Raw genomic sequence first — 11,678 nt, 5'->3', positions numbered from 1 at the left:
TAATGCTCTCAAAGGAAACCCCGACGAGGGGGTTTCATATATAAGCTCTACTGGCTTAGTTCACTAGCACACTGTTGAGTTCTCAAGCAACACACCCCGAGTCGCACCGCCGTCAAGCGGCCTTACTCGAAGCGAGTTATTCCTAGCAGTTTGTGTGGGACACCCACTCAATCGCCTCAGGCGAGAGCTTGGTTCGTGTCCCGGCGGCCACCCGGTTTCCCTGGCGACTTGGAGAACTTTACACCCCGGGAAGAGGCCCGAAACAGGGGGGTACCTTAACCGCGTTCCCGCAGGTCAAGACCCTGTTTCGGGCCGCCGGGGCGAGTCAGCCGCCGAGCGCGACGCCGGCGACGTTCCGCTTGCCCTTGCGGACGACGAGCCACTTGCCGTGCAGGGCGTCGCCCGGCGCCGGCTTCCACTCCTCGTCCGCGATCTTCACGTTGTTGACGTACGCGCCGCCCTCCTTGAGCGTGCGGCGCGCGGCACCCTTGCTGTCCACCAGTCCCCCGGCGAGCAGCAGGTCGACGATCGTCGCGTCCCCGGACGGGTCGACCTTGCCGTTCGGCACCTCGGCCATCGCGGCGTCGAGGGTGCGTTCGTCGAGCTCGGCCAGCTCGCCGCGGCCGAACAGCGCCTGGCTGGCGTTGATCACCTGCCGGGTCTGCTCCTCGCCGTGGACGAGGATCGTGAACTCCTCCGCCAGCCGCTTCTGCGCGGCACGCAGGTGCGGACGCTCCGCGGTGTCCTCGGCCAGCGCCGCGATCTCCTCCTGGCTCAGGAACGTGAACATCCGCAGGTAGCGGATGACATCGGCGTCGCCGACGTTCACGAAGTACTGGTACCAGGCGTACGGCGAGGTCATTTCCGGGTCGAGCCAGAGGTTCCCGCCGCCGGTGGACTTGCCGAACTTGCGGCCCTCGGCGTCGGTGACCAGGGGCGCGGTCAGCGCGTGCACGCCCGCCCCGTCGGTCCGGCGGATGAGGTCGACCCCGCCGACGAGGTTGCCCCACTGGTCGGACCCGCCGACCTGGAGCTTGCAGCCGTACTTGCGGTGCAGCTGCAGGTAGTCCTGCGACTGCAGCAGCAGGTAGCTGAACTCGGTGTACGACATGCCGTCGCCTTCTAGGCGCCGCTTCACCGTCTCCCGGTTGAGCATGACGTTGATGGAGAAGTGCTTCCCGACGTCGCGCAGGAACTCCAGCGCGGTCTGCTGGCCGGTCCAATTCAGGTTGTTCTCGACGATCGCGCCGGTCGGCGAGTCGTCGAAGTCGACGAACCGTTCGAGCTGGCCGCGGATGCGCCCGGCCCACTCGGCGACGACGTCGAGCGTGTTCAGCGTGCGCTCACCGGTGTCCCGCGGGTCGCCGATCATCCCGGTCGCGCCGCCGGCCAGCACGATCGGCCGGTGCCCCGCGCGCTGGAAGCGCTTGAGCATGAGCAGCGGGACGAGGTTGCCGGCGTGCAGGCTGGGCGCGGTCGGGTCGAAGCCGCAATAGAGCGTCACGGGACCCTGGTCGAGCTCGCGCCGGAGGGCGTCGATGTCGGTGGACTGCGCGATGAGGCCGCGCCAGGTCAGCTCGTCGAGGATGTGTTCGCTCACGCCTGTAGATCCTCCCGCACCAGGTCAACCGACTAACTGGCGGGTCGGACCCGGCGCTTCCCGCCGCGGCGGTAGGTGGACACGGCGGGCGACGCGCCGTCCCAGAAGCGCCACGGCGTGTCCATGGCCATCGCGACGCCGACCCGGGGCCCGGTGCGGATCCGCTCGGGAGGTACGCGCTCGCCGACGTGCAGCCGGACCGGGGACGCCGGGTCGGTCAGGTCGACGCCGTTCTGGGCGCGGTCGATGCGCAGCACCGACGTCAGGATGGCCGGGCCCTTCGCCAGCTCGCCGGTCCCCCGCGCGGAGGGCCGCCGCTTGCGGACGACGTCGAGGCCGGTGACGACTTCGCCGGCGCGCAGCAGCACCGCGCCGGGCATGTCTTCGTGCGTGCCGACGACGTTCGCGCAGAAGTGCATCCCGTAGACGAAGTACACGTACAGGTGGCCCGCGGGCCCCCACATGACGGCGTTGCGCGGGGTGCGGCCGCGGTAGCAGTGCGACGCCGGGTCGTCCTCGCCGCGGTAGGCCTCCACCTCCACGAGCCGGACGCCGACGGTGCCGTCGGGGCCGGTGGCCTCCAGGACCGAGCCGAGCAGCAGCTGGGCCAGGTCGACCGGGTCGAGGGCCAGCTCGTCACGGGTGAACAGCCGGCCTGCGTCGCCGCTCAAACGGAGTCCTCTCTTCGGCTACCTGGCGGGAGCCACCCTAACCCTTGAGCGATCGCTCAAACTTCTCTACAGTCGTTTTGAGCAGTCGCTCAAACTCTGAGGGGAGCCGAGAGATGCGACCGAAGGCGCTCTACGTCGAGACCCTGATCCGCACGGACCTGGACACGCTGTGGCGGCACACGCAGGACCCGGCCCTGCACCGGCGCTGGGACCTGCGCTTCGCCGACATCAGCCTGATCCCCGGCCACGACGGCCACTTCCGGTACGCCTCGCGGTTCCTCGGGGTGACGGTCGCCGGCGTCGGGGTGAGCGCGGCGTCGCGCACGTGGCCGGACGGTTCGCGCACGTCGGTGCTGCGGTTCGCCTCCGCCGACCCGCTGTCGCTGATCAGCGCGGGCGCCGGGTTCTGGCGCTACACGCCGGCCGGCGACGGCGTCCGGTTCGTCACCGGCTTCGACTACGGGACCCGCTGGGGCCGCTTCGGGCAGCTGGCCGACCGCGCGTTCCGTCCGCTGTTCGGGTGGATGACGGCCTGGTCGTTCGACCGGTTGCGGCTCTGGCTCGAGACCGGGACACCACCGGAGGAGCAGCTCCTGACCGCGCCCTCGGCCGCCCGCTGCGGCCGGACCCGCCCTCGTGACGAGGTGGCGGCGCGATGACCGGCGTCTTCGAGCGCGCGCTCGGCGCGGACTTCGCGTTCCTGCACCCGCGTATGCGGGAGCGCCTCGCCCTCTCGGCGGGCCGCGGCATGATCGGCCACGGCGTCATGGACCGGATCTGGCGCGGTCCCGGCTTCACGCTGCCGTTCCTGTGGCTCGGGTCGACGCGGCACATCCTGTTCCCCGACTGCGGCCGGAACGTGCCGTTCACGATCGAGAACTACCCGTACGTGGACCGGCACGGCCGCGAGACCGTGTCGTTCGTGCGCACCTTCGAATTCCCGAGACGGCGCAGGCGCTTCGACGCGCAGATGGTGTTCAGCCCCGGGCGCGGGCTCGTCGACTACCTGGGGACGCACCAGCACCTGCCGGTCGACCTCGCGGTGTCGGCCCGGCCGGACGGCGGGTTCCGGATCCGCACCGGCGAGTTCCGGCTCCAGGAGGGGCCGGTCCGCGCCGGCCTGCCCCGGGCCATCACGGGTTCGGCGCGGGTCGAAGAGTGGTTCGACGAGGAGAGCGGGCAGTTCCGGATCGAAGTCGCGGTGGTCAACCCGCGCTTCGGGCCGGTGTTCGGCTACGAAGGCGCCTTCGCCGCGCGGTTCGTCGACGTCGGCGGCGGGGTGAGCGGGGCGGTCAAGCCACTCCGTGAGAAGGTCATGGACTGATGGGCACCGGCCGGAACTCCAGCTCGCGGGACACGAAGCAGAAGCTCGTGGACGGCGTGCTCGAGATCGTCCGGCACCAGGGCATCACCGCGGTCTCCGCGCGGTCGGTCGCCACCGCGGCCGGCGCGAACCAGGCTCTGATCTTCTACCACTTCGGCAGCGTCGAAGAGCTCATCGCGCAAGCGTGCATCCTCGCGACCGAAGCCCGCGTCTCGCTCTACCGGGAGCGCTTCGCCGCCGTGAACTCGGTCGGTGACCTGCTGGAGCTGGGCCGCGAGATCCGGGTCGCCGAACGGGCGGAGGGCAACCTCGCCGTGCTGGCGCAGACGCTGGCCGGGGCGCAGGGCAGCGAGCGGCTTTCCCAGGCCACCCGCGAGGGCTTGGAGAAGTGGATCACCGAGGTCCGGACGGCGCTGGAGCGCGTGCTCGCCGGCTCGCCGCTGGCCGAGCTGGCGGACCCCGCCGGGCTGGCCCACGCCGTGTCGTCGGGCTTCCTCGGGCTGTCGCTGTTCGAGACGGTCGACCCCGACGGCGCCGAGCAGGCCATCACCGCGCTGGAGCAGCTGGCCGTGCTCGTCGACGTCCTGGACGGGCTCGGCCCGGTGGCCACGCGGGCCGTCCGGGCCAAGCTCCGCAAATCCCTCAGTTGAGCCACTGACGGGCTGCCGTGACCCGCTCCTCGAGCCGCGCGCGCTGTTCGGCCACGCGTTCGGGTGCGGTGCCGCCGCGGGCGTTGCGCGACTTCACCGAGCCCTCGACGGTCAGCACGGCCCGCACCTCGGGAGTGAGTGCCGGGTTGATCTTCTCGAACTCCTCGTCGGTCAGCTCGTCCAGGCCGGCGCCGCGGGCCTCGGCGACGCGGACGCTTTCGCCCGCCGCCTCGTGCGCGACGCGGAACGGGACGCCTTGGCGCACCAGCCATTCCGCGATGTCGGTGGCGAGGGTGAACCCGGCCGGGGCCAGCTCGGCGAGCCGGTCGGTGTGGAACGTGAGCGTGCTGACCATGCCGGCGATCGCCGGGAACAGGAGCTCGAGCTGCTCGACCGAGTCGAACACCGGCTCCTTGTCCTCCTGCAGGTCGCGGTTGTAGGCCAGCGGCTGCGCCTTGAGGGTGGCCAGCAGGCCGGTGAGGTTGCCGATCAGCCGGCCCGCCTTGCCGCGGGTCAGCTCCGCGACGTCCGGGTTCTTCTTCTGCGGCATGATCGAGCTGCCGGTCGCCCAGGCGTCGTCCAGCGTGACGTACCCGAACTCGGCGGTGTTCCAGATGATCACCTCTTCGGCGATCCGGGACAGGTTCACCGAGAGCATCGCGACGGCGAAGGCGAACTCGGCGACGAAGTCCCGCGAAGCGGTGCCGTCGATGGAGTTCTCGACGCTGGTCGCGAAGCCCAGCTCCTCGGCGACGGCCTCGGGGTCGAGCCCCAGCGACGAGCCGGCGAGCGCACCCGAGCCGTACGGCGACTCGGCCGTGCGCGCGTCCCAGTCCTGCAACCGCGAGACGTCGCGCAGCAGCGCCTGGCCGTGGGCCATCAGGTGGTGCGCGAGCAGCACCGGCTGGGCGTGCTGCAGGTGGGTGCGGCCGGGCAGGATCGCGTCCGGGTGCCGCTTCGCCTGCGACACCAGCGCGTCGACGACGTCGAGCGTGCCGGCGACGACCCGGCGGGCCGCGTCTCGCAGCCACATCCGGAAGAGCGTGGCCACCTGGTCGTTGCGCGACCGGCCGGCGCGCAGCTTGCCGCCGAGCTCGGTGCCGGCCCGCTCGAGCAGGCCGCGTTCGAGCGCGGTGTGCACGTCCTCGTCGGCGATCGTCGGGGTGAACGCCCCCGAGGCGACGTCCTGTGCGAGCGTGTCCAGCGCGGCCAGCATGCCGGCGAGCTCGTCCTCGGTGAGCAGGCCCGCCTTGCTCAGCACGCGGGCGTGCGCGCGGGACCCGGCGATGTCGTAGGGCGCCAGGCGCCAGTCGAAGTGCGTCGACGCGCTCAGCGCGGCCATGGCCTCCGCCGGACCGCTGGCGAACCGGCCGCCCCACAGCTGCACCGGCTGCTCGTTCCCGCTCACTGTTCTCGCTTCTCCTCGGTGTTCGTGGGTTCAGGCGACCGTGATCCGGCCGTCGTACAGGACCAGGCGGACACTGGCACATCCGCGGCCGGTCCGCCGTTCGAGTGCGGCGCACGCTTCGCCGCGCCCGATTCTCTGCGCTTCGCCACGCGCGCTCAGCATGCGGCGCGCTTCGGCGACGGACACGGTCTCGCCGTCGATCGCCACCGGGATCCCGTGGTCGAACGTGATCACGACCTCGTCCGGCGCGAGGAACTCGCCCTCGGCCGGGAAGATGTCGGCGATCGCGATCATGGTGGTCCTTCGTCTCCTGCTTCGTGCGCCGAGCGCTGCGCGAGGGCGGCGAAGCGCTCCGCGAGTTCCTTGCCCGTCAACGGTTCGCGGGCGATCACGGCGACGGTGTCGTCCCCCGCGATCGAGCCGACGACCTCTTCGAGCGCGGCCCGGTCGATCGCACTGGCCAGGAACTGCGCCGCGCCCGGCGGTGTCCGCAGCACCATCAGGTTGCCCGAGGAGTCGGCCGAGACCATCAGTTCCGCGAGCAGCCGGGAGAGCCGCGACGTGCCGCCCTGCACCCCTCGGACGGGACTGCCGTCCTCCGGGATGACGTAGACCGGCGCGCCCGAGTCCGGACCCCGCAGCTTGACCGCGCCGAGCTCGTCGAGGTCGCGTGACAGCGTCGCTTGCGTGACCTCGATGCCTTCGGCGGCCAGCAGCTTGGCCAGCTCGGTCTGGCTGCGGATCGTCATGGTCGACACCAGCTCGGTGATCCGCGCCTGCCTGCCCACCCGGCTGCCGGTCATCGCCGGCTCTCTTCGAAGAGCCAGACCAGCAGGGCCTTCTGGGCGTGCAGCCGGTTTTCCGCCTCGTCCCACACCGCGCTGGCCGGGCCGTCGATCACCTCGTCGGTGATCTCCCAGCCGCGGTGCGCGGGCAGGCAGTGCAGGACGATCGCGTCGTCCGCGGCCTTCTTCAGCAGCTCGGTGTTGACCTGCAGGGCGCGGAACGGGCCGACCCGGTCGAGCCCGTCGTTCTCCTGCCCCATCGACGTCCACGTGTCGGTGACGAGCACGTCCGCGCCGGCGACGGCCTCGTACGGGTCGGTGAAGACGGTGGCGGTGCCGCCGGTCTCCTCGCCGCGCTTCTTGGCGTCCAGCATGACCTGCTGGTCGGGCTGGAAGCCGAGCGGCGAGACCACGCGGACGTGCATACCGGCGGTGACCCCGGCGAGCAGCAGCGAGTGCGCCATGTTGTTGGCGCCGTCGCCGAGGTAGACGAGGGTGAGGCCCTCGAGCTTGCCCTTCCGCTCGCGGATCGTCATCAGGTCGGTGAGCGCCTGGCACGGGTGGAACTCGTCGGTCAGGGCGTTGACCACCGGGATCGACGCCGCCGACGCCATCGCCTCGATCCGCTTCTGCGCGAAGGTGCGCCACACGATCCCGTCGACGTACCGGGAAAGCACCCGCGAGGTGTCCTCGATGGTCTCTTCGCGGCCGAGCTGCATCGACCGGCCGTCGACGATCACCGGGTGCCCGCCGAGCTGGCTGATGCCGACCTCGAACGAGAAGCGCGTGCGGGTCGAGTTCTTCTCGAAGATCGCCGTGATCGACTTGCCGGCCAGGGTCTTGTTGCCCAGCGGGTCGGCCTTCAGCGCGTCGGCGAGGTCGAGGATGGCCTTCTGCTCGGCGGGACTGACGTCGTCGTCGCGGAGGAAGTGGCGGAGCATCAGTCGGAGTCCTTCGTGGTGGAGTCGAGCGCGTTCGGGAGGGCGGCGAGGAAGCCGTCGGCCTGCTCGGCGTCGAGCACGAGCGGGGGCGCGAGCCGGATGGTGTCGGGCGCGACCGGGTTGACGAGGTAGCCGGCGTCCTGGACCGCCTTGGCGACCGCGGCCGAGACCGGCTTGCGCAGGGCGATGCCGAGCAGCAGGCCGGCCCCGCGCACGCCGGCGACGAGCGGGTGGCCGAGCGCCTCGACGCCCGCCGCGATGTCCTTGCCCAGCGTCGAGACGTGGTCGAGCAGGCCGTCCGCGGCGATGGTCTTCAGCACGGCCAGGCCGGCCGCGCAGCACACCGGGTTGCCGCCGAAGGTCGTCCCGTGCTGCCCCGGCTTGAGCAGGTCGCCCGCCGCGCCGACGCCGATGACGGCACCCAGCGGCAGGCCGCCGCCGAGGCCCTTGGCCAGGGTGATCACGTCCGGCACGATGCCGGCCTGCTGGTAGCCGAACCACGTGCCGAGCCGGCCGAGGCCGGTCTGCACCTCGTCGAGCACCAGCAGCGTGCCGGTGGCCTTGGTGATCTCGCGCGCGGCCTGCAGGTAGCCGTCCGGCGCGGGGATCACGCCGGCTTCGCCGAGCACCGGCTCCAGGAAGACGGCCGCGGTCTCGGTGTCGACGGCCGCCTTCAGCGCCGCGACGTCCCCGAACGGCACGTGCTCCACCCCGGGCACCAGCGGCTTGAACGGGTCGCGCTTGCCGGGCTGGCCGGTCAGCGTCAGCGACCCCATGGTCCGGCCGTGGAACGCGCCCTCGGCCGCGATCACCTTGGTGCGCCCGGTCAGCCGGCTGATCTTCAGCGCGGCTTCGTTGGCCTCGGCACCGGAGTTGACGAACAGGACCTTGCCGTTGCCGGTCAGGCCGGCGACGTCCAGCAGCGCGTCGGCGAGCTCGACCGCGACCGGGTTGACGTAGAGGTTCGAGGTGTGGCCGAGCTGCTTGATCTGCGCGGTGACGGCCTCGACGATCGCCGGGTGGGCATGGCCGAGCGCGTTGACGGCGATGCCGCCGACCAGGTCGACGTACTCCTCGCCGTCGGCGTCCCACACCTTCGCGCCCTCGCCGCGCACGAGCGTCAGCGCGGGCGTGCCGTAGTTGTCCATGAGGGCGGACTGCCAGTGCGTCTGGCCGTCCACATTGGACTTGAGGTCGGTCACGGGAGCTCCGTTTCGGGGAAGACCATGGTGCCGATGCCGCGCGAGGTGAAGACCTCCAGCAGCACCGAATGGGCGAGGCGGCCGTCGATCACGTGCGCCCGGCGCACGCCGCCGCGGATGGCGCGCACGCACGCCTCCATCTTCGGGATCATGCCGCTGGCCAGGCCGGGCAGCATGGTTTCCAGGCGGTCGACGCGGACGCGGTCGATCAGCGACGACCGGTCGGGCCAGTTCGCGTACAGGCCTTCGACGTCGGTGAGCACGACGAGCTTCTCGGCGCCCAGCGCGGCCGCCAGCGCGCCCGCGGCGGTGTCGGCGTTGACGTTGTGCACCACGCCGTCGACGTCCGGGGCGACGGTGGACACCACCGGGATGCGCCCGGCGTTGACGATGTCGAGCACCGCGTCCGGGTTGACCTCGGCAACCTCGCCGACGAGCCCGATGTCGACCTGCTCACCGTCCACAGTGGCCTGTTTGCGCTCGGCGGTGAACAGCCGGGCGTCCTCGCCGGAGATGCCGACCGCGTACGGGCCGTGGGCGTTGATCAGCCCGACGAGCTCGCGGCTGACCTGGCCGGTGAGGACCATCCGGACGATGTCCATCGTCTCCGGCGTGGTGACCCGCAGGCCGCCCTTGAACTCGCCTTCGACGCCGAGGCGCTTGAGCATGGCGGTGATCTGCGGGCCGCCGCCGTGCACGACGACCGGGCGCAGGCCGGCCAGCCGGAGGAACACCATGTCCTCGGCGAAGGCCGCCTTCAGCTCGTCGTCGATCATGGCGTTGCCGCCGTACTTGACCACCACCGTGGCGCCGTGGAACCGCTGCAGCCACGGCAGCGCCTCGATGAGCACCCCGGCCTTCTCGGCCGCCGTCGCGAGTCGTTCGTCCGCGGAAATCAGTGCCTCCTTGGTCATGAGGAGTACGCGCTGTTCTCTTCGACGTAACCGTGCGAAAGGTCCGTGGTGTAGATGGTGGCCGCGTTGGTGCCGACGCCGAGGTCGACGACGATCTCGATGGCGCGCGCGGTGAGGTCCGCCTCCGAGCGGTCGGCGGCGGGCATCCCCTGGGCGAACAGGGTGACGCCGTTGATCGCGATCGACACGGTCTCGGGGTCGATGCGGGCCGGCACCCGACCCAGCGCCATCGCGATCCGGCCCCAGTTCGGGTCGGAGCCGAACAGCGCCGTCTTGACCAGGTTGTCTTCGGCGATCGTGCGGGCGACGGCGATCGCGTCCGCTTCGGACTCCGCGCCCCGGACGGTGATGTCGACGTCCTTGGTCGCGCCTTCGGAGTCCGCGCGCAGCTGCAGGACCAGGTCGAGGCCGACCTGGGTGAGGAGCTCGGTGAGCTCCGCTTCGGTCGGCTCGACCCCGCTCGCGCCGGAGGCCAGGACCAGGACGGTGTCGTTGGTGGACGTGCCGCCGTCGACGTCGAGCCGGTCGAAGGTGACGTGGGTGGCCGCGCGCAGGGCGCGGTCGAGGGTTTCCTTGTCCACCACCGCGTCGGTGGTGAGCACCGAGAGCATGGTGGCCAGGTTCGGCGCGAGCATGCCCGCGCCCTTGGCGAACCCGCCGACGCTCCAGCCGTTTTCGTGCTTCGCGAAGGCCTGCTTCGGCTTGGTGTCGGTGGTCATCACGCCCTTGGCGGCGTTGAGGCTCGCTTCCGCGCTGGCGTCGAGGGCCTTGAAGGCGGTGTCAACTCCGGACAGGACCGCGTCCATCGGCAGCCGCTCGCCGATCAGGCCGGTGGAGCAGACGGCGACCTCGATCGCGCCCGCCTGCAGGACTTCGGCGACCTTTTCGGCGGTGGCGTGGGTGTCCTGGAAGCCGCCGGGGCCGGTGGCCGCGTTCGCGCCGCCCGAGTTGAGGACGACGGCCTTCAGCCGCTGCTGCTTGAGCACCTCCTGCGACCACAGCACCGGGGCGGCCTTGATGACGTTGCGCGTGAACACGCCCGCCGCGACTTCCAGGGGGCCGTCGTTGACGACCAGCGTCAGGTCGAGCGCGCCGGAGGCCTTGATCCCGGCGGCGACGCCGGCGGCGCGGAAGCCCTGGGGGCCGGTGACGGTCACGGTGCCACTCCTACGGTGGAAAGGCCGGTGGTCTCGGGGAGGCCGAGGGCCAGGTTCATCGACTGGACGGCACCGCCGGCGGTGCCCTTGGTGAGGTTGTCGATCGCGGCGACGACGACCAGGCGCTTCGCGTCGGCGTCGACCGTGACCTGCAGCTGGACGTTGTTCGAGCCGAGCGTCGCCGACGTCGTCGGCCAGGCGCCCGCGGGCAGCAGCTGGACGAACGGCTCGGCGTCGTAGGCCTTCTCGTACGCCGCGCGGGCGGCGGCCTCGTCGACGTCGCCCTTCAGCGGGGCGCTCGCGGTGGTGAGGATGCCGCGGGGCATCGGCGCGAGGACCGGCGTGAAGGACACGGTGACCCGCTCCCCCGCGACGGCCGAGAGGTTCTGCGCGAACTCGGGGGTGTGGCGGTGGGCGCCGCCGACGCCGTACGCGCTGGCCGAGCCCATCACCTCGGAACCGAGCAGGTTCGGCTTGAGGCTCTTGCCCGCGCCGGAGGTGCCGGTGACCGCGACGACCGTGACGTCCGGCTCGATCAGGCCGGCGGCGAACGCGGGCGCGAGGGCCAGCGAGCCGCCGGTCGGGAAGCAGCCGGGCACGGCGACGCGCTTGGTGCCGACGAGCTTCTCGCGGGCGCCGGGCAGCTCGGGCAGGCCGTAGGGCCACTGGCCGGCGTGGTCGCCGCCGTACCAGCGCTGCCAGTCGGCCGGGTCGGCCAGCCGGTGGTCGGCGCCGAGGTCGACGACCAGGACGTCCGGGCCGAGCTGCGCCGCGAGCTCCGCCGAGTGCCCGTGGGGCAGCGCGAGGAACACGACGTCGTGGCCGGCGAGGGTCTCCGGCGTCGTCTCGGCGAGGACGCGGTCGGCGAGGGGGACGAGGTGGGGCTGGTGGACGCCGAGCTTCGTGCCCGCGCTGCTGGCGGCCGTGAGCGTGCCGATCTCGACCTCGGGATGGGTCAGGAGCAGGCGCAGCAGTTCGCCGCCCGCGTACCCGCTGGCTCCGGCCACCGCGATGTTCACCGTCATA

The 11,678-nt window shown here is 71.6% G+C and carries 13 protein-coding genes; 3 read left to right on the top strand and 10 right to left on the bottom strand.

Annotated elements, in window-relative coordinates; translation table 11 throughout:
* Positions 1 to 325 precede the first annotated feature (325 nt).
* On the bottom strand, positions 326 to 1,600 hold the full coding sequence (gene tyrS, locus ACERZO_RS25145; RefSeq protein ID WP_372667196.1) for a tyrosine--tRNA ligase: 1,275 nt from the start codon (positions 1,598 to 1,600) through the stop codon (positions 326 to 328).
* A gap of 32 nt (positions 1,601 to 1,632) precedes the next feature.
* A complete protein-coding gene (locus tag ACERZO_RS25140; RefSeq protein WP_372667195.1) occupies positions 1,633 to 2,271 on the bottom strand; it encodes a DNA-3-methyladenine glycosylase in 639 nt (212 codons plus the stop codon).
* 113 nt (positions 2,272 to 2,384) lie between these two features.
* Here ACERZO_RS25140 and ACERZO_RS25135 point away from each other — a divergent pair, with 113 nt between their 5' ends.
* From ACERZO_RS25135 to ACERZO_RS25125, 3 genes are read left to right on the top strand one after another with little or no spacing between them, the layout of a single operon-like run.
* Positions 2,385 to 2,930 carry a hypothetical protein gene (locus ACERZO_RS25135; protein WP_372667194.1) on the top strand — a complete coding sequence of 182 codons (546 nt, stop codon included), beginning with the start codon at positions 2,385 to 2,387 and terminating at the stop codon, positions 2,928 to 2,930.
* Positions 2,927 to 3,595 (top strand): DUF4166 domain-containing protein, encoded by a 669-nt coding sequence (locus ACERZO_RS25130; RefSeq protein ID WP_372667193.1) that lies wholly within the window; start codon positions 2,927 to 2,929, stop codon positions 3,593 to 3,595. The genes ACERZO_RS25135 and ACERZO_RS25130 overlap by 4 nt, the downstream gene beginning before the upstream one ends.
* A complete protein-coding gene (locus ACERZO_RS25125) occupies positions 3,595 to 4,245 on the top strand; it encodes a TetR/AcrR family transcriptional regulator (RefSeq protein ID WP_372667192.1) in 651 nt (216 codons plus the stop codon). The genes ACERZO_RS25130 and ACERZO_RS25125 overlap by 1 nt, the downstream gene beginning before the upstream one ends.
* Here the strand turns inward: ACERZO_RS25125 and argH are convergent.
* Genes argH through argC form a run of 8 tightly spaced genes read right to left on the bottom strand, consistent with a single transcriptional unit; the run spans position 4,238 to position 11,677 of the window.
* Entirely contained in the window at positions 4,238 to 5,653 is a 1,416-nt protein-coding gene (gene argH / locus ACERZO_RS25120; RefSeq protein ID WP_372667191.1) for an argininosuccinate lyase, read from the bottom strand. The two genes, ACERZO_RS25125 and argH, sit on opposite strands and share 8 nt — an antisense overlap.
* A gap of 30 nt (positions 5,654 to 5,683) precedes the next feature.
* Positions 5,684 to 5,947: an argininosuccinate synthase gene (locus ACERZO_RS25115; protein ID WP_372667190.1), complete on the bottom strand. Its 264-nt coding sequence runs from the start codon at positions 5,945 to 5,947 to the stop codon at positions 5,684 to 5,686.
* A complete protein-coding gene (locus ACERZO_RS25110) occupies positions 5,944 to 6,456 on the bottom strand; it encodes an arginine repressor (protein WP_372667189.1) in 513 nt (170 codons plus the stop codon). Before ACERZO_RS25110 ends, ACERZO_RS25115 begins: the two co-directional genes overlap by 4 nt.
* Entirely contained in the window at positions 6,453 to 7,379 is a 927-nt protein-coding gene (argF, locus tag ACERZO_RS25105; protein WP_372667188.1) for an ornithine carbamoyltransferase, read from the bottom strand. The genes ACERZO_RS25110 and argF overlap by 4 nt, the downstream gene beginning before the upstream one ends.
* Positions 7,379 to 8,581, bottom strand: coding sequence for an acetylornithine transaminase (locus ACERZO_RS25100; protein ID WP_372667187.1), 1,203 nt, complete (start codon positions 8,579 to 8,581; stop codon positions 7,379 to 7,381). The genes argF and ACERZO_RS25100 overlap by 1 nt, the downstream gene beginning before the upstream one ends.
* Entirely contained in the window at positions 8,578 to 9,495 is a 918-nt protein-coding gene (gene argB, locus ACERZO_RS25095) for an acetylglutamate kinase (protein ID WP_372667186.1), read from the bottom strand. The genes ACERZO_RS25100 and argB overlap by 4 nt, the downstream gene beginning before the upstream one ends.
* Positions 9,492 to 10,652: a bifunctional glutamate N-acetyltransferase/amino-acid acetyltransferase ArgJ gene (argJ, locus tag ACERZO_RS25090; protein ID WP_372667185.1), complete on the bottom strand. Its 1,161-nt coding sequence runs from the start codon at positions 10,650 to 10,652 to the stop codon at positions 9,492 to 9,494. The genes argB and argJ overlap by 4 nt, the downstream gene beginning before the upstream one ends.
* Positions 10,649 to 11,677 carry an N-acetyl-gamma-glutamyl-phosphate reductase gene (gene argC, locus ACERZO_RS25085; protein ID WP_372667184.1) on the bottom strand — a complete coding sequence of 343 codons (1,029 nt, stop codon included), beginning with the start codon at positions 11,675 to 11,677 and terminating at the stop codon, positions 10,649 to 10,651. Before argC ends, argJ begins: the two co-directional genes overlap by 4 nt.
* Position 11,678 lies beyond the last annotated feature (1 nt).

Source organism: Amycolatopsis kentuckyensis (assembly GCF_041679295.1).
GTDB classification, from domain to species: Bacteria; Actinomycetota; Actinomycetes; order Mycobacteriales; family Pseudonocardiaceae; genus Amycolatopsis; species Amycolatopsis kentuckyensis_A.
The sequence above is the reverse complement of the archived record's forward strand: the minus strand, read 5'-3'. Positions and strand labels throughout refer to the sequence as shown.